The organism is Paenibacillus sp. LC231 (assembly GCF_001860525.1).
Taxonomy (GTDB): domain Bacteria; phylum Bacillota; class Bacilli; order Paenibacillales; family Paenibacillaceae; genus Paenibacillus_AQ.
This window is the reverse complement of the sequence record NZ_JFOM01000009.1, coordinates 116,651-134,624: the sequence shown is the minus strand read 5'-3', so window position 1 is coordinate 134,624 and position 17,974 is coordinate 116,651. Positions and strand designations below refer to the sequence as shown.

The following is a 17,974-nucleotide window of genomic DNA, read 5'->3' as shown; positions in this document are numbered from 1 at the left end:
TTAGGTCCTGGACAGAACGGATTGTCGTTCTACAATCGATGTTTGAATTTTAATGGTGATTGGATTCTCGTTGGAGTTGCCAACGCGTTTCATCAGCAATTCAACGGCCGATCGAGCAAGCTTCTCGGTATCTTGTCGAACCGTCGTAAGCGGGGTTGGAATATATGCCGCTAACTGGATATCGGAGAAGCCGACGATGGACAGCTTTTCAGGAACCGGAATACCCATCTGCAATGCGGTATGAATGGTCGAGATGGCGACATGGTCATCACCGCACATGATGGCCGTCATCCGGGGGTTGTCCTGAATAAACCGCTCCTGCTCCGGATCGAGCTCATTAATACGTCTGGTATCGCAAGCGACGCTTCGAAAATGAATGTTCTGGTACTTGACCGGAATTTTATGGTCGAGCAGTGCTTGGATATAGCCTTGGTACCGCTCCTTCCTGCTTGTGATATGATCGATCGCGTTCGAAGTGTATCCGACTTCCCGGTGCCCCTTCTCGATCAAATACTTGGTCATTTGATAAGAACCCATATAGTGGTCGTGATACACGCAATCGATCTCCACTTCATGAAAAATACGGTCGATGATCACCAGCGGCAGTTTGCGAAGCTTTAATCGCAATACTTGATCGCTGCAGGTCTTCCGCCCCTGGGGAAACAGAATGATACCGGTAATTCCTCCTTCGGCCAACCTCTCCAGACAGAGATCCTCATCGTCGCAATCCTTCGTCATTTTCAGAATGAGGTCGCACCCGTGCTTTCGCACTTCAGCCTCGGCGGCGGCGATAATCCTGGAAGTGTAATCGGACAAATGGGGCAAGATGAGCGCGACCTGTCCGAACGGCCTCTCCACGTTCGGCGCCGCCACGGTGCCCTGGGTAGAAATCCCTGCATCAACCATCAATCCTTCTTGAGGCTGGGCAAGGAAGGTCCCTCTTCGGGGCAGGCGGTACACCAATCCCTGTTCGGCCAGCTTTTGAAGCGCCAGCTTGCTTGTCATTCGGCTCACGCCGAACAGCTTGGCAAGCTCTCCTTCGGATGGAACCGGATCATGGGGCCGCAGCCTGCGGCTCTTAATGATCTCGATCACCTGATCAGCCACCCGGTGATATAATTGATTCTGTTTAATCAAACGTACATCTTTCATCAAATTATCCCTCAAATCATTGAGTCGACTCGTATCCGCAAGGGATCTAATTTGACGTTAAGTTATGTCACTGACATATTCAATGATATATATGTAAAATTCTCGTAAATTCTATGTTAAATCGCAATTCTGCGTTCCTATATCAAATAATACATATCAGTGATATATGATTCGCTTCACATATTAGAGCTTTAAATCCGTGATCTCACCATAATCGTTAGCAAATGAATGGGATAATGCCTCACCCCGAGTAAAAATGTCAAATGGTACACAAAATAGCCGCCAGTCTAAGCCTGGCGGCTATTTTCAACCTGATCCCCGTTCACGCACTGCCCATTAAAGTCTATAAGTTCTCTGACTGTATAATCCCTTGGTCTAGCTGTATTTCTGCCTAAAGCGGTCCGCGATCCAGTGATTGATCTCAAACAAATCGGCCACAGGTTCTCCTGTAAATGGAGTGCGAGGCATGTAGCTGACCGGACCGAACTCAGGGGTTACCGTGAAGTACGGCTTGCCTGCTTGGCTGCAATGCGCCCAAATCTGTTCCCACCAGCCTTCGAACCTTGCCAGTTCCTCCCCATATTCAGGTGCTGCCGGATGAGGAACCTGTGGTCCGTTAACATACCCCACTCTTCCATGAGTATGCTTAGTCCGCCTAATCATAAAGGCCAGATCCTCTTCTTGATCATGAAGCAATGATTCGCAGACACAGGTAAAGTGGCTGAAATCCGCCGTGATTTTCAATTCCGGGAATTGTTTCAGCAGCTTCACGGTTGCGCGAGGAGTGAACATGGCGCGTCCTCTATGGGTTTCATGCGCCACGTCAACGCCCAGCTTCTTTTCCATGCTCAAAGCGAACTTAAAAAGTGAATCTTGTTCTTCCTCAGAAAAGTAATCTTTACCGGTATGGGAGTTTACGAAGATCGGCGAAAACTCCAATGCACTTTCCAATTGCTCGTGATAAACCTCCTTATGATTTCCATAAGTGAATATCTGAGGGATATATAACAGCTTGAACTCTTGCAGCAGCTCCTTAAATTCATTCTTGTCAGCATCATTCGGAAGCCCTGTTTCAATACCTTGATAGCCGTTCAGATAAGCTCGCTCGAATTTCTCTCTTAATGTCCCCTCCATGCCCCAAAAAGCATGAAATAATTGCAGCTTCATCATAATCCTCCCTAGATTTAATCGTCCTTCGTCATCCCCATCGGCATCATCATGCCATTGTCCATTCCCATCATGGTCACGCTATTCGAATCTTCTTCCTCATCAGATAAGAACACCTCGGTACCGAATACAGGCTCGGCGTACGGGAGATGCGTGCTTCCGCGCGCAAGAATTTGGCGGTAATTACCCGAATCCCCTTCGAATCCGTCATGATCCCAAGGAACCCAAGACCGGGCGTTGCAGTAATGGCACACATAAGATCGGCGGTAACGGTCCGAAGTTCGATTGGGATAAGAGCGGTGGAACAGGTGTGAATGGAAAAACAGCACGTCACCCGGGCTCAGAATAACCGGGATTGGCGGCGGATAGCCCGCGACTACCTTTGACAGCGTATTCACATTATCGTCTATATGGCTGACGTTCTGGACCCTGTTCAAATCCTCAAACGCATCCACTGCATGAACGTTCCCTCCACCGATTCCATCAGGCGGATACACAGGTTCGTGATTCGACCCCGGAACGACCCATAAGCAGCCATTCTCCTCATCCACTTCTTCCAGCGCAATCCACGCTCCAATCAGTGTATCGGGATGCGTCTTGATGTAACAGGAATCCTGGTGCCAGCCTTGACCTCCCTTCCCAGGCGGGTTCAGGAAGAGCATGGACTGAAGAGCATAGACGTCGGGGCCGATCAGTGCTTCTGTCACATCAAGAATTCGTGGATGGAGCATGCCTCGCTCAGCCGCCGCATTCAGCCGGGACAGCATATGAATCCGTGTCGCCTTCGCGAATTCCTCCTTGAGAGGATCCGTGCTGCCAGCATCCGCCGTCTTGTCCGGCTGAAGACGGTTGAGCCTAGAATCCTCCGCCAGCTCAAACAATTCGGCGATATCATCTTTTGACAACAAGCCTCTAACAATCAGATAGCCTTCCTTGTGATAGTTCGTATATTCCTTCACACTAACCAAATAACGATTGTCCCTGGCGCGTGATTTCGGGACGTAAAATTTACCCATAATCTGAATCCCTCCGTCATTATGAATGTACACATTCATTGTAGCCGCGCCACAATCGTGTTCTCAATGGTCTGAAACCGGAAAACGATGTGTTTATTTGATCTAGGGCTTGACTAAGATATATCGATTAACCGGGTATGGCGTGCGCGAATCCAAAAGGTCGGCCGTATGACGAAATAATGGATCATTGCAGCGTTTTAGATAATCAGAGGCCGTAATCCCCCGAATCCGTTTATATATTTTGGAGAAATGGTGTTCATCCCCAAAGCCAACCGAAAAGGCAATTTGTTTGACCGAACCTGCTCCCCTCATCATCAAAAACTCTGCGCGGCGCAGCCTTCTTTCCAGCAGCATACGTTTCGGCGTCATACCCAGGGACACAACGAACACGCGGGTGAAATGCTCATGCGACCATTCGGATCGCGCCGCGATTTCTTCGATGGTTATGGGCTCCGCCAGATGCTCCTCCATGAATTCCAGTGCCCGTTGAATCGGGACTGGCAAGGAGAGTAGGCTCCCTTCATCTGTATATCCAGAATGAGACGACAATTCTTCAAGCGAAGCGGCAACAAGCACAGCCAGCCGTCTCCGCCAATAAGAAGATTGGTGATTCGCAATCCAAAGCATCTTCTGCATCATACCAGCAACAAGCGTATGCTGGTTGGAGAGAAACCGATTGCCCTGGCTAAAAAGAGGTTCGAACCTTTCATTCTCTTCCCGAAGGGCTGCGTAGTCAAAGTGGACAAACATATGCCGCACATTCTTCTCCGCGCAGAAACGATATGAATGCTGTTCTCCTGGACGAGTGAAGATGAAACAAGGCTCATCTAATAGAAAGACTTGACCGCCTATCTCATAGACTGTTCCAGAACCGTCGGGGAAGTAAACCAGTTCGTAATCGTTAATGGTTCTCGGACCGAGTATGAAACCGGCCTGGATAATAATGTCGCCGACGTTATGAACTACCGGCCATTCTTGCTCAGTCATTCCTCTCTACCGCCTTCCTCCCTGCTTTTGTCTGTTGTTTACGATTGTACCAAAGGTCTATGGTTAACCATAGATCTTCTTATCATTTTCGACTAAGTATATATGGGGTTTTAACAAGAACATTTATCGTTAAAGCACAAAAAGCCGCAGCTTCGCGGCTTTTAAGCGTATTTTTTCTTGTCAAATGGCTCATTCTTGCTTATAAAATGAAGTCCAGACTTTTCCTATTATCGATCCATCTACCGGATCTGGCTAGGCTACTCTTGGCAAACAGGGCCAAGACCAATGGTGGAAACATCGATGGTTCGGCCACCAGGGCGGCTGACCGTTAGATGTCGTGGGTTGATGGCGGACGTATCAGGCCCTGGCTCGGTATCAGTCTTCGATCGCCTGATAGACCATGGTCCAGAAGTCGTGGATAAGATGCGCCGAATCCGGGGTGGACATTCCGACTTGAGTGAGCAGGATTCCGGTGAGTTGTTTGTCCGGGTCGGCGTACGCCGAGGTGCCGCTTCCACCGTCCCAGCCGAACTGGCCGATGGACGCGTAATCGCCGCGGTAGGTGCGTACTGCCATCCCGAATCCCCAGCCGCCGTGCTGCCCTTGGCCATGCGACAAATGGACGTTGTTTTTGGCCAAGTCGTCTCGGAATGCTTGTTGCTCGGGCGTAAGACGGTTCGTGGTCATCAGCTCGACGGCGGGCCGGGACAGGATCCGTTCGTTCCCGTGCATCCCTTGGTTCAGCAGCATCCGTAAAAACGCGTCATAGTCGTCGACGGTTGAGAGCAGTCCGCCCCCGCCTGCTTGGAATGCTGGCGGCTTACTGTAGCGTCCGCCTGCCGCCTCATCCCACACGATGAACTCTCCGGTCTGCGGATCAGGGACGTAGGCGGGCGGCAGCCGGTCAATCTTGCCTTCGGGCACGTAGAAGCCGGTATCCTTCATCCCCAGCGGTTCAAAGATGCGTTCGCGCAGGAACGTCTCGAAAGTCTGACCCGTGACCCTGGCAACGAGTACGCCGAGCACTTCGTTGCTCATGTGGTACTGCCACCGCTCTCCGGGCTGGTAGCATAGCGGGAGCGTACCCAGGCGGCGCATCCATTCATCCGGCTCAGGCATCTCCTGCCCTGGCGTGTCAAATAATCCATTCTCGAAGATCGCGTTTTGGATCGGAGAACCCATTAGTGTCATATCCACTCCGAGCCCGAACGTAGAAGTCAACAGGTCCCGGACGGTGATCGGCCGGCGTGCCGGCACGGTTTCGTCCAGCGGGCCGTCGGGCCGTTTCAGCACCTGCCGGTTGGCGAGCTCGGGCAACCACTTATCTACCGGGTCATCCAGATGCAGCTTGCACTCGTCGAGCAGGACCATCACCGCCGCGGCTCCGACCATCTTGGAAGTGGACGCCATCCGGAAGATCGTGTCCCGGCGCATCGGCGCGCCACCGTCATGGCGCATCGTACCGATCGCTTCAACGTGCGTCTCCCCGTTCCGGCTGACTAGGGCGACGAGCCCTGGAATCTTTCCAGAATCGACATGCCTTGCCAGCACGTCGTGCATTCTGCGCAGCCCTTTTTCAGTGAATCCTTTGTTGCTATGTCCCATTGCAATCTTATTCATTTGATATCCCTCACTTTAATTTTTTTTTGTAAATCCCATTGTTTTAAACTACACTTTCGCCCGGCTTTGCGTTTTCCATTTGTCTTAAATAACCGTAACCTTGGATAAATCGGCCTCCAGGCCTTTAAGCGCCGCATAGGTCAGTTTATCCATCGTTGCGCCGTCAAAGCAGATGGTTTTGATGGCACGGTAATACTTTTTGGACAACAAAGATCCTTGGAAAGACGAATTCTTGATTACCGCGCCCTTGAACGAAACGCCGTTCAACCCTGCTTTGTCAAACTTGACCCCGATGAAGGTTTGGCCGTCAAGCACCAGCTCTGTCAGATCGCTATTTGTGAAATCCACCCCGTCGAACATACAATTTTCAAAGACGGTGTTTCTAAGATCGGTCATCGTCAGATTGACGTCGGTAAGTTTGGCGTCCAAGAATTTTACGCCGGCCAACCTCGACTTACTGAAGTCGGTGCGCACAAGGACCGTTTTATTGAAGCTTGCATTGGCCAGGTCAAGGGTGGACAGGTTGCAGTCCGTCAGATTCGTGCCGTCAAAATGGGTACCGTGTACGTCGCTGCTCTTAAACGAACTTCCCGTCAAATCAGCGCCCGAAAAGTCGGAACCGGAGAGCGAGCTGCTTTTAAACTGTCCATTATGGGCCGTAACGCCTGCAAAGTCGCTTTTCATCAGATTGCTTGCGTTAAAGTTTGTCACTACTTGCCGTTCCTGCGAGTTAGAGGTTTTGGTTTGATTCATAAATATTCACATCTCCCTTATAATTAGTTTTCTAACACCATTACTTTGAATCCGGACCACCTATTCATACCAACCGATGGTATGAATAGGTGTGAAAATAAGCTGCCTTTCGGCAGTTTATTTTTCTTTGCTGACTTCTCTCGCTGACACTCGAAACAATTCCTCGTATCGTTGATACATTTGCTCATCGAACAGGTCAAGCCCCAGGCCTTTCAATATTTCATCGAAAAATCTTACCTTATGCAGCATCATCTCGGGCGAAGCCTCAATGACCTCCGGGTTTAGCCAAATATTGGTGAGAATCACTAGGACTTCGCTAAGCTCCCTTGGATACTCGGTTCGGATCGAGCCGTCTCGCATTCCCTGTTCGATAATGGGCTGGATATAGACGGGTACGGCTTTTTCGAGGATGTTCTCGATCTGGGCCGCCAGCAGCTTCGGATTGCGCAAGAGGTTCGGCCCCACCGATGCCAGTTCGTTGCGGGCAGCATTGTCGAGAGAGGCTTGGGAAATCTTGCGGAGCTTCTCCAGTCCGTTCAGCCCTTTATCATCCCGGATGCCGGACAGCATCTCGTCTACGCCTTTGAACGCATGATCGATGACGGCCTGCCAGATCTCTTCCTTCGATTTGAAGTGATGATAAATCGCTCCTTTTGTCAACCCGCCCAGTTCATTGATGATATCCTGAATGGAGGTTTGCTCGTATCCTTTTTGCATGAACAGATTAAGCGCCACGGTTAGAATTTGGTTGATGGTTTCTTCCGGATATTTATTTCGTGCCACTTGCCCTCTCCTTTCATACATTCGGTTGGTATGTAACAAATATATCCAATCATCCGTTTGCTGTCAACCCCCTTTTTGAAGTTTTTTTGATTTTAGTTATTCATTGCCCAGTGTTATTGGCTTCTGTATTCAATAGAAGGCGCGGATACGCGGCTATACCACCATTCCCAGGCAAAAAAAAACCACACCAGACTAGGCGGGGTTTCTATTTGATACAAATTCATCTTTCAATCTCTGCTAGTCCATCATCAGTTCAACAACTTTTTTTGCGAACGCAGCATAGGATTCGATCAGATCCGGATTTCGATCAATGGCCCATCGAAGGTTATCGAACGCGCTTAATAGCAGCAAATGTCTCATATCAGCTAGGTTTTCTGCACTTATGCCGTACCCGTCTACAAATGCTTTTAATTCTTCCATATTCGGATTTCCGTCTAGCATATGGCACCGCATCAGCCAAATCATATCCCCATGCGGTACCGTTCTTACTTCTGCATTGCCCCAATCCAATAATATGACTTGTCCCGACTGATTGATAATCGTATTCTTCAATGAAATATCTCCATGGATTAAACCGAAACGGAACCTTTCTTTCTTCAAATTCTCAAACAGTTTTCGCACTCTCTGTGATTTCGTTTGATTGATTACTCTAAGCTCAATCAACCGATCATTCTCCGTCAAACTATTGATATTATACTGCACATATCCTAGCCAACTGCCGTCCGATCCTGCGTGGGAAGGGGAATGAAACTCACCATGGACCGGATCTATTAGATTTTCCCCATATCCCTTCACTGGGATCGAATGAATAAGTTTGGCATATTTGCCAAGCTGCCTCCAAACATCGGTCTTGAGAACCGTACTATCTGCCCCGTTGTCTCCCTCAACGAAAGCTTGAATCATATATGCGGTTTCATCAATTACACCAATAGTCAACACTTCAGGTCCGGGAATACCAATTGCGGCAGCTTGTTCAATACACCATTTTTCTTTCACATAGCTTGGAAATGCAGCTGAGTCGTTCATGCGAACTACGACTTTGCGATTCTCCGTTTCAACTACGAAAACCTGATTTACGATGCCTTTTCCTATGATCCGGTAAGATGTTTTTATTTTTTCAAGAAGAAAATCGCTTGCAATTCGTTCTGCTTGTGCAGCAACAGTGTCTCCCACAGTTTTTCACCCTCTAAAGTGTCGTATTTCGAATAGATTACCACACTTTTTTTGGAAAGTACGTTTATAATTAAACTAACCTCGCGTTAGTTTAATGAGATAGCTGGGGGTACCTCCCCGCCCGGATACAATGTCGAGCAGGACAAGCGTTTCGGCTGCGAGAGCGGAATACCCGAAGGGATCTCGCTCAGATCCGCAGGCATGCTCGAATATATGGACGCGGTTTCGCTGCTGTATATAATGACTTGCTCCGTATGGCTGCCCCATAGGTCAGCATGGACGGCATAGCCCTCGGAAGGAAACTCCACTACCGCGTTCATATGACCGTCATACAATGTTGGGAATATGCCCCCACCGCGCCGGTATGCCAAAATATAGTCTGGCGCACCTTCCGCCCACCCGCTCAAGGGCTCGATAATCGTAAGCCAGCCGGGTGTCTTGCGGTCTTCCTTCCACACCTCTTGTCCGCTGCTGTCAAGCAGGAACAAGGCGTCCTTACCAATTAAGCCCTTACCGTCGTCCTCTCTCACGACTCGATCCAGCCCGGCAATTTGCATTCCCGGCAATTCGCTTCGGAAGCGCCCGAGTGCGATATGCTGTGACTCGATTGAGCCTTCGTAGCGCCATAATTCCTTGCCGTAACGGTCATACATGACCGTTACGCTGCCTCCGATTACAACCTCAGGCTCTCCGTCGCCATTCACATCACCGATCCAAATGCAATCGGCGTGATCATCCAAATCACGGCAGCTCCATAACGGCGTGCCGTCATGGTCCAGCAGCGTATAGCCGGCCATCACTTCGTCGTATCCATCACCATCCAAATCATATGCCCAAGGGAAGTGGCCGGGGTTGCCCTCGTGCATCCAGAGCAAATTGAAGTTCCGGTCCATAGCCCACATGCGATGATAACGATCCTTAAGAATGAAATCTCGCCCATTCGGGTTGCCTGTCAAATTCGCAATGATAATGCAGTCGTGCGCCTCAGGGTCCGGAAGCTCATGGGACGATCTAACGCTTCCGTCGTGCCCGTTGATGACAACGAGTCGGCTACCCATAACGCATAGCACCTCCAACCGGCCGTCTCCATCGATATCGACTATTTGTGCCGGATAATCCGATCCTTGGCTGCCTGCTCCCGGATCCGGCTTCCCCGTTTGCCAGAGCAGATCCCCCTCTAGATCAAACGCAGTGAGGCACTGCACCTGATGGGGAATATAACGCACGTCTTGGCGGTTGTCAGGCTGCACGAGCAGCATCTCCATCCGGCCGTCTCCGTTTAAGTCGCCGAGCAGCATTTTACAGCGTGGACCTGCCGCCCGTATATCCAGCTTGCCGATGAGTATAGGTTCTTTGATCATCTCTTGGTTCATCCAACTTCCCTCCATTCCTCTCTTCGTATTAAAACTTGATTAACTCGCCGCCTTTCACTTCGAAGATCTCTCCGTCCACGTTCAACCAGACGTTTAACGCTGAAGGGTTGTAAACAAAATCCAAGTCAGCTGCAAACTTCAGCCTTTCGAATGCCTTGGCGTAATCGACAAGCTCAATGTTCGTACAATACCAAATGTCCGGATTGCCCCCAATATAGGCGCCGAACTTTTCCATAAGCTCCCAATTGTTATCGTTATCGAACTCGTAGCTGTGGCCCCATACGTACATCAGATACAGATATTGCTTTTTGTGCAAGCTGACGAAGGTTTCCGCATGCTTCATCAGGTCACGATTATGGTGGCATGTCGGCTTCCATTCCAAAAAGTCGTCCGGCATTCCGAAATGTCCAGTGCTGTCAACGACTCTGGCATACTCTATGCCGAGACCTGGCAGCATTTCTTTGATTCTGTGGTTGTAAGAGCCGTTCGGATACGACATCCCACGCACCGTATAACCCACGATACGTTCCAGATTTCGCCGGTCTTCCATGATTTCGTGCACGATTTGCTCGTTCGGGCAGCGAGCGATCGTAGGGTGAGTCAGCGTATGTGCCGACACCTCGTGACCTGTATAGAGCGTTTTGACCTCATCTGCACCCACCTTGTCATGCGTTCCGAGCAGACCGGAATTGATATGAAAAGTTCCTTTAAGCCCATATCGGTTAAACGTGTCTACCAGCCGCCGATCGGCGAATCGGCCGTCGTCGTAGCTCATGGTTAACGCTTTGTGCCGCCCTTCCGGAAAGCACATCAAAATTTTCGCCATCCTGTTTCCTCCTTAGCGTATATACTCCACAGCAGGCGTACTGCAAGTTCCCTTCGGCAATGAGCGGAGCGCAACTGACGGATAACCTGGTTTCACTGAGAAGCTGCCAGTACTAAACAGATCATTTGCCCCAATTAAAAAAGTCAACAAACATGGATGGCCACCCGCGGAAACATCAGTTGCGATCACGTATGCATACACGAGGTAAATATAGATTTGGGGTAGGGACCTTCGCCCAATCGATATCGGAAGCAAAATAAAAGCTTGTGTAGCAGGGCTGGTTATAGACCACATTCTGCCATGCGACACCGGTTCTGTACTGGGCATCATGCATTAACGTATACAATTTCCGGTCGGTTACCTCAGTGCTCAGGTAGATCCGAATCGCCGAGCTATCCTTTGTTCGTACTAACAGCTCTTCCCTCCAATCTCCGAAAACGTCAGCGACAAGGCAAGGATTTCCCTTCGTTCCGTTATTGGTAACTGCACCTTCTGCCGTAAGCAGCCTGCCTTGTTTCCAATCGTCGATTGTAACAGGCTCGTCGAAACGGCCGCCTATCATCTGTGTTGTCATGTTGGCCGACCACTTGATGCTCATGTTCGTGCCCGGAATCTGTTTTGCCATTTGGTCTCCTCTACATGTCATCAAGCCGAATGCTTCATCGCTTTCATAACCCTCGCTGCACCATGTTTGAAGCCCCTTTTGGTTCGGATCAACCTGTCCGATCATCCCGCGCCCTACGTCATCGACGGCAAAGCCGCCGTATAATACCTCGCCGGTTGACGCATCACGCAGCGTAAATCCGTATGGTCCCGAGGCACCGCTTTCATGCACCATGAAAATCTCCAATCCCTGCCGGTCTGGATCAATGTTCGCTACATGAAGGGCATCGCCGTGACCCAGCTTGGCGATTTTTCCAGGTGCCGTGCTTTCCGGAGGCATTACGGCCCGGGAGCTGTATAAAATGGATCCGTCATGGTCGATGGTCGCCGCCCCGTAAATAATTTCATGGCAGCCGTCTCCGTCCACATCTGCAATGCTTAAGGAATGCGCCCCTTGTTTAGCGAGGCTGCCAAAGTTCTCATTCCGGCCGTCCTCCAGACGGAGCGTATCATGAAAAGGATTATTCATCGAAATCCAGCCGCTGTCAACCAACCAGTGCTCCTTAAGGCGCGTGCCGTCCCAGGAATAAGCTGCGACGGCAGCCCGGGTATAATAACCGCGAGCAAAGATCGCAAACGGTTTTTTTCCGTCCAAATAGGCAACTCCTGCTAGGAATCGATCCACGCGGTTTCCGGGCTCGATGCGATTCCAAGCATAATCCCCCCACATCAGACCGTCATCATGCCGCCCCGGCTTATAGCGGATCGTCTCCAATTCTTCGCCTGTTTGTCCATGGAACACGGTTAAATATTCCGGCCCTTCAAGAATGAAGCCCTCGAATGACCGCAAGTTGTTGCGGCCGCTCCGGCCGGGAGCATAGACGTCAAGAAAATAATCGGCCAGCCGCTCCGCATCCTCCTCTAGCAAAGGATAATTGTAGCGACGATCGATTCCGAAGCATTCTTCCAGTGTAGAGGGCCAACAGCCGGTCACTACCTCTTCATGCAAGTGCCAGCTCATAAACATATGGACAATATGCTTATAGTAGTCCGCGCTGGACATTCGATAGTCGTCCTGATGACTATACCCTGCAGCCACATCCTCCGGAGGCATGGTTATATAGGTTTCGGAGGAGATGATTCCTTCCTGATCGTACCTTATGGCCTTTGTACCGGGCGCTGTCTTGAACATCAGCTCGGCTTTCCCGTCTCCGTCAAAATCATAGACCAAAAATTGTGTATAGTGAGCACCCGCCCGAATGTTCACTCCAAGCCCAATCCGGTAGAGGAGAGTTCCGTCCAGCTTATAGCAGTCGATATATACCGGACCGGTGTAGCCGGAATGCGATACATCCTTTGCATTGGACGGATCCCATTTTACAAAGTACTCATACTCACCGTCGCCATCTACATCCCCGACGCTCATATCATTTGCCGCGTATGTATAGATTTGGCCAGTTGGCGTGACACCGTCAGCCGGTTTTCGCAGAGGTAATTCATAGTATGGACCCGCCCAGGGAGTGACATCGGCACAACGGTCGACTTCCTGTCCGTCCACAACGGCACAAACATAATAAACCGATGTTAACGTCCCGCTGGGGTCCAAATAGTTGGTGCTGTCGTGGACAGCTGCGATTAAGTCGCCACTACGATACAGGTTGAAATTGGTGCCGATCATTCCGTTACCGCTATAACCGGTCACTTCATTCCCGAGCAATCTCCAGCTGAGAAAAATCCCTTCTGTTGTCGCTGCTGCAACCAACCCCCGGTCCAGAAATTCCATTTGTACCCCGGATGTCTTCTGTGCATCAAACTTGTGCTGCTCATGGACGGTTTTCATAAATCGACACCCCTCCTTAATATGAACATCTATCCGTTATCCTGTTCTCCCGTGTTGTTCATTTCGATAACTGCGGAAAGTAAGGCAAGCGCAAGTCCCTGCCCCCAGCCCTGGGCCCATTTTTTATCCACTTCGAGATAACCCCTGATATCGTTCATGACGGCGGTTCCACCGGATACGTTAAGCACCCGTCCGCGATCGGAAATATTAGCCAGCACGCCCTTTAACGCCAGCTCTACATGTTTGGCATGAAGCGGATTATTCTGCATCACCATTGCCGCGGCAATGCCAGCCGTGGCTGACACCTCGCCATAAGCTTCCGGGTAGTCGAGCACGGTGCCCCAGAGGCCGTCATCCTTCTGCAGCTTTTTGATGGCGGCAAGCTGGTCTCGCAGCGAGCTTATAATATGCATAAATGGAGGGTATAGGTAAGCTTGCGGCAGCACATGTCCCACGCGTGACATCGTATAGGCCGCCCAAGCGTTGGCGCGTGCCCAATACATTCCTGACATATGATCCTTATTAAGGTGGTTATATCCGTGATACCACAGGCTGGTATTCTCGTCCTGCAAATAATGAATATGCCAATAAAACTGATGAAGTGCATCGTCAATAAGCTGCTTCTCCCCAAGCACCACACCTGCGCGTAATAGGAAATATCCCGCCATAAACAGAGTGTCCGCCCAGCATTGCTCCGGAAAATCGTTTTTAGCCGACACCGTGTGCTGGAGCACACCGTCACCGAAACGCAGGGCGTTGTTCTCCAGATAGTCCACCTTGCTCATGATGATATTGAGGTATTTCTGATCCTTCGTCTGTTCGTAAAGGGTAAGCAGCATATGTCCCATCGAGCATGTGTTGACCGTCCATCCCGGAAGTCCTGCTTCGATATATTCATCGCACCACTGTATCATCCGTTCCAAATATGCTTGCTCGCCAGTCACTTCAAAGGCACGGCTGATCCCGTAATAAGCGACGCCGCACGGCCAGTCCCAAGTCAGATCCATGCCGAAGGTGTAGTCTGCTACTCGTTTGACAGCTAGCTTCAGATCTGCATTAGCGATAGTTAACTTCAATTTGCAAAGCCTCCTTAGCCAAAGCCCCTGCTGAGATGGAAGTGGCTCCGGCAGTAATTATGGAAATAACGGTGTAAACTACGATTTAATTTCGGCATATACGGTTAAATTCGCGTATTCTCCAATCATAGGCGCCATCTGGCGGAAACCGAGCTTTCCGCCAGCGATCGGAAGCCCGTACGTCACGCCGTCGTCTTCCCATGAGAAAAGCGGAAGATTGTTAACGGCAAACGTAATGCGATGTCCGCTCTTGACGATCAGCATCCGGTATGGTCCGACCGCGTCCATGATGCCTGGAATCGGGTCTGCTCCTTGCGCGACCAGGTGGAAACCGTAGCTTTTACGCAAATTGCATGTATGAAACTTCCGCTCCTCCGCCCACTTCCTCCGGAAGTAAGAAACGTGGAAGGCGTTCATTTCGCCGTGATGATACTGGTCGTATTCACCAGTCCGTGGCTTGATGGAAGAATCGAACAAATTCCGGCCTTCCGTACCGCTTGCGCTAAAAAACATAATCGCCAGGCCCGGCTCGCGTACCGGCCAAAAATCCCATGAAACGGCGGTGTCCGCCGGAAAGTCCTCCGGGCACCACAATACGAAATTGGCTCGCTGCCCCTCCGCCTCGTCGCGGACGCTTTCGAGCCGCATACGTCCCAAAGGAAACGTGATGGCTCCATCTCCCTCCATTCGATAATCTGCGACATGCTCGGGCTTGGCGAGTGGGTTTGCATAAATCGCACGCCACCTTTCGGGAATCAGCGGGCTTTTTGCAGTATGCACGACCCCTGTTTCGGTTGGTTGATCTGTTGTCATCGTATTCACGCTCCTTTCTTCCCAGGTCTGGTTGACCGCGCTTTGGCGACGAGCGGTAACCGAGCTTCATTACACATTCGCTTCCTGACGGGCCGAGCCTGCATGGTCAGGTAATGAATCTGAGATCAGTTCCAGGCTGATGATCGTGTTCAAAGACCATTGCGACGCCTCATTCGTATTCATCCAGTCAATCTCTTTCAGCTTGTCGACGTACGTAACGTCAACGGCGTCTTTTTCCAGGTCTGTGGTTGCAAAAGGGTGTCCCAGCAGCGTCGACCATGCAATATCGGCTGTACGTCTGTCCTTACGGTACCAAGCGCCGTAAGCGACGAGGGCCAGCGTCAGGACTGGATGCTCAAACCGCTTTGTGCTGATGGCGCCGCCTGTGATTTGATCCTTTTCTTCCTGCGAAAGATTATAGAAAACTCCGAAATCGGCCATCATGTCGTCCCACTGCTTATCCTTCAGCATGCCGGACAGCTCGAACCACACCTGCGGCGCACCCATGCATAATGCCAGATGGCGCCCCCAGTTGTCGTCACCCATCGACGTCAGCAAGCCGGTATTCGGATCATAACCGTAAGTCGGACCGGAGATCAGACCGTAATTCGCCTGTTTAATGCATTGAATGCCGGTAAGCAGTTTGTCGCGGTAAAACAAATCCTCTTTGCGCTCCCAGCGGGTCATCCAGTTGGAGCTGAAAGCCGCCCAATCCGGGCCGACCCGGATATGGGTCTTATGCTCATCCTTGGGAAAATAGGCGCGCATCGGGTCGATATGGACGGTCGTATAGTCGGCATCCTTCGCCTCGTCCATCATATCCCCGATCCGCTCGTCCCCCGTTAAATAATAATAGTAGCGATGGAGTCCGGCCATGCCGATCCGGGCTTCCTTGCAGCCGCAGCCCCAATGGATGACGTTATGCCGGGAGCCGAGCCCGGCGTATTCCCCGAAATGATAGACGTCGACCTCGCTCGTATGGCGCGTCATCGCCTCCGCCATCCGGAAAATGTCTTCGCGTCCCGAGCGCAAAAACATCAGCCACAGCCACATGTTCGGGACCAGCTCCGTATTTTGCCAAGCACAGCCGCCGAGGTCATAATTCCAGACATGGCGCGCAGGGTCGTAGCTGTGCATGAAATCGCCGTAATCCCAGAAGCCGTACCAGCGCCTCTGCTCCACCTCCCTTTGGTAAAAGGCAATGATCCCGTCCAGCTTCTCTTCGAGGCGGGCTTTGGCGGGCGTTCCCCGGTCCGGCAAGCTCCAAATGCCAAAAGCGCCCTGGCTGCGCAAATAAGCCGGCTCGCATACAAGCTGCGAAGGCGAGTCGTTATAGCTCGCGTAAGCCTCCAGCTCAACCGGCGACGGCGTAAACGCCCGGCACCAAATCGTCAGCTCACTCGTATTGCCGACGCCGTACGGAGTTGCGCGCAGCTCTTCCGCGCCTTCGTAGGAAGATTCAACATGCGTTAACGTATCGTAATGGCGCATGTCCATAACCGGCGCTTCCGGGGACCAGAACCAGGCGGTCAGCTGCGCCTCGTCCGTCGTAAGGCCGTGGGCCTCCATGCCCGAAGGATGCTTTTGCCAGAAATTGCGCATCGCAAGAGCCAGTCCGCCGCCGGGCCCACCAACATATGCAACGCCGCGCGCTCTCCGGCCTTCGCCGGATTTGATCCAGCTGCAGCCTGCCCTGGTACGCTTGGCCATCAGATAATGGTCGGCTGAGAACTGGGTCACTTTAAAGCCGTCCCAGCTTGCGGAGTCTTGCAGCAGACTCATAAAGTACTCGTCGTCCAATTCTTCGTCGGTCAGCGTTTCCCCATTGAGCTGACGCTTGAACAGCTCCAAATATTTGCCTTTTGTGCGCCGCGAATGAAGCGTTTTGGGCGATTCGCTTAAATAACCGGTATCACCGGCAAACCGGATGTGGCGGTTGTACAGCGGCCCACGGATCGGCAGGATGAAACGGATGCCGAGTCCCTTCACGAAATCCTGGTTCGGATTGCCGTCATAAAAAAACGTATGCACCATCCGGATCGACTCCAGACCCGCGTAAGCGTACAGGCGAAGCGAAAAAGGAAGCCATTCACCGGTTCCGTTCACGGCACGGTGGCGGCCCGTCAGCTTGACGACCGCTCGTACCGGACCTGCTTGCTCCACCTTCGCTTCGTAGATTTGGGATTGATAACGTTCCTCCCGGATCGTTCGGCTGCCGGTCAGCTCGCTTACACTTTCCTTGATGGCGATCAACTCGCCATAAGAGCTTATGCTGACACCGTTTCGTTGAACATCGGCGATCATTCGGCGGCCTGTTTTCGGTACCCGAAAGGAAATGACGCCCGTGTCGATGGTAAAGCCATCCTCTGCCTCACGTACGGACAATGAAGCCGCTGTTGGTGAATGTTCTGAATCTCCCTTCACGATGGTATACCCGTGAGGGGCACCAGTCGGAAATGCGGCGGCATGCGCCGTCCATTTGACGCTGCCGTCCGGCCAATATGCAGTCGGCCAGCTTTGCAGTGCGGGGGCAGTCCCGCCCTCCAAGTGCAGCGAAAGCCGGTCGTCCCGCGAAAGCTCCCCCTCCTTCCACGGCATCCCCCAACTCAGCCCAGCCGAAATATCAGCGGCTGCCTTTAACCAACGCAGTGATACTCGCGTGTCGTTCATGGAATCATCTCCTAAACGTTTTGTTGGCTTCCGTTGTTTCAACGCCCTTATTGTAGACAGCTGCGGCTTTCCCGGCTATGGCACTTTCTTGATGACATCCGCCAGGCTAGATTGCACGATTT

General features: G+C 51.4%; 14 protein-coding genes. All 14 read right to left on the bottom strand.

The window, feature by feature from the left end; all coding sequences use genetic code 11:
• The 14 genes from AK95_RS05755 to AK95_RS05690 all read right to left on the bottom strand — a co-directional run bounded on the left by AK95_RS05755 (position 1) and on the right by AK95_RS05690 (position 17,852).
• Positions 1-1,152, bottom strand: a complete 1,152-nt coding sequence (locus tag AK95_RS05755) for a GntR family transcriptional regulator (RefSeq protein ID WP_071219018.1) — start codon at positions 1,150-1,152, stop codon at positions 1-3.
• Positions 1,153-1,527: 375 nt separating this feature from the next.
• Positions 1,528-2,322, bottom strand: a complete 795-nt coding sequence (locus tag AK95_RS05750; protein ID WP_235613005.1) for a sugar phosphate isomerase/epimerase family protein — start codon at positions 2,320-2,322, stop codon at positions 1,528-1,530.
• Positions 2,323-2,336: 14 nt separating this feature from the next.
• Positions 2,337-3,335 carry a phytanoyl-CoA dioxygenase family protein gene (locus AK95_RS05745; protein ID WP_071219016.1) on the bottom strand — a complete coding sequence of 333 codons (999 nt, stop codon included), beginning with the start codon at positions 3,333-3,335 and terminating at the stop codon, positions 2,337-2,339.
• Positions 3,336-3,437: 102 nt separating this feature from the next.
• Complete coding sequence (locus AK95_RS05740) at positions 3,438-4,322, bottom strand: AraC family transcriptional regulator (protein WP_071219015.1); 885 nt, start codon at positions 4,320-4,322, stop codon at positions 3,438-3,440.
• 375 nt (positions 4,323-4,697) lie between these two features.
• Positions 4,698-5,927: a serine hydrolase domain-containing protein gene (locus AK95_RS05735; RefSeq protein WP_071219099.1), complete on the bottom strand. Its 1,230-nt coding sequence runs from the start codon at positions 5,925-5,927 to the stop codon at positions 4,698-4,700.
• 99 nt (positions 5,928-6,026) lie between these two features.
• A complete protein-coding gene (locus tag AK95_RS05730; protein ID WP_083397529.1) occupies positions 6,027-6,695 on the bottom strand; it encodes a pentapeptide repeat-containing protein in 669 nt (222 codons plus the stop codon).
• Between the two features lie 117 nt (positions 6,696-6,812).
• Complete coding sequence (locus AK95_RS05725) at positions 6,813-7,478, bottom strand: TetR/AcrR family transcriptional regulator (RefSeq protein WP_071219014.1); 666 nt, start codon at positions 7,476-7,478, stop codon at positions 6,813-6,815.
• 237 nt (positions 7,479-7,715) lie between these two features.
• Positions 7,716-8,651, bottom strand: a complete 936-nt coding sequence (locus tag AK95_RS05720; RefSeq protein ID WP_071219013.1) for a phosphotransferase family protein — start codon at positions 8,649-8,651, stop codon at positions 7,716-7,718.
• 86 nt (positions 8,652-8,737) lie between these two features.
• Complete coding sequence (locus AK95_RS05715; RefSeq protein WP_071219012.1) at positions 8,738-10,024, bottom strand: FG-GAP-like repeat-containing protein; 1,287 nt, start codon at positions 10,022-10,024, stop codon at positions 8,738-8,740.
• 28 nt (positions 10,025-10,052) lie between these two features.
• On the bottom strand, positions 10,053-10,850 hold the full coding sequence (locus AK95_RS05710) for a polysaccharide deacetylase family protein (protein ID WP_071219011.1): 798 nt from the start codon (positions 10,848-10,850) through the stop codon (positions 10,053-10,055).
• A 175-nt stretch (positions 10,851-11,025) separates the two neighbouring features.
• The gene (locus AK95_RS05705) at positions 11,026-13,293 is read right to left on the bottom strand and encodes a rhamnogalacturonan lyase (RefSeq protein WP_071219010.1); all 2,268 of its coding nucleotides are present in this window, start codon (positions 13,291-13,293) and stop codon (positions 11,026-11,028) included.
• 29 nt (positions 13,294-13,322) lie between these two features.
• A complete protein-coding gene (locus AK95_RS05700; protein ID WP_071219009.1) occupies positions 13,323-14,369 on the bottom strand; it encodes a glycoside hydrolase family 88/105 protein in 1,047 nt (348 codons plus the stop codon).
• 78 nt (positions 14,370-14,447) lie between these two features.
• Entirely contained in the window at positions 14,448-15,182 is a 735-nt protein-coding gene (locus tag AK95_RS05695; RefSeq protein WP_083397528.1) for a DUF1961 family protein, read from the bottom strand.
• Positions 15,183-15,251: 69 nt separating this feature from the next.
• Positions 15,252-17,852 (bottom strand): exo-rhamnogalacturonan lyase family protein, encoded by a 2,601-nt coding sequence (locus AK95_RS05690; protein ID WP_071219008.1) that lies wholly within the window; start codon positions 17,850-17,852, stop codon positions 15,252-15,254.
• Positions 17,853-17,974 lie beyond the last annotated feature (122 nt).

Bases quoted from the DNA above. Each gene is read 5' to 3' on its own strand.
- AK95_RS05740 (WP_071219015.1), bottom strand. From the start codon at position 4,322: ATGACTGAGCAAGAATGGCCGGTAGTTCATAACGTCGGCGACATTATT.
- AK95_RS05710 (WP_071219011.1), bottom strand. From the start codon at position 10,850: ATGGCGAAAATTTTGATGTGCTTTCCGGAAGGGCGGCACAAAGCGTTA.
- AK95_RS05705 (WP_071219010.1), bottom strand. From the start codon at position 13,293: ATGAAAACCGTCCATGAGCAGCACAAGTTTGATGCACAGAAGACATCC.
- AK95_RS05695 (WP_083397528.1), bottom strand. From the start codon at position 15,182: ATGACAACAGATCAACCAACCGAAACAGGGGTCGTGCATACTGCAAAA.
- AK95_RS05745 (WP_071219016.1), bottom strand. From the start codon at position 3,335: ATGGGTAAATTTTACGTCCCGAAATCACGCGCCAGGGACAATCGTTAT.
- AK95_RS05750 (WP_235613005.1), bottom strand. From the start codon at position 2,322: ATGATGAAGCTGCAATTATTTCATGCTTTTTGGGGCATGGAGGGGACA.
- AK95_RS05715 (WP_071219012.1), bottom strand. From the start codon at position 10,024: ATGAACCAAGAGATGATCAAAGAACCTATACTCATCGGCAAGCTGGAT.
- AK95_RS05755 (WP_071219018.1), bottom strand. From the start codon at position 1,152: ATGAAAGATGTACGTTTGATTAAACAGAATCAATTATATCACCGGGTG.
- AK95_RS05735 (WP_071219099.1), bottom strand. From the start codon at position 5,927: ATGGGACATAGCAACAAAGGATTCACTGAAAAAGGGCTGCGCAGAATG.
- AK95_RS05690 (WP_071219008.1), bottom strand. From the start codon at position 17,852: ATGAACGACACGCGAGTATCACTGCGTTGGTTAAAGGCAGCCGCTGAT.
- AK95_RS05730 (WP_083397529.1), bottom strand. From the start codon at position 6,695: ATGAATCAAACCAAAACCTCTAACTCGCAGGAACGGCAAGTAGTGACA.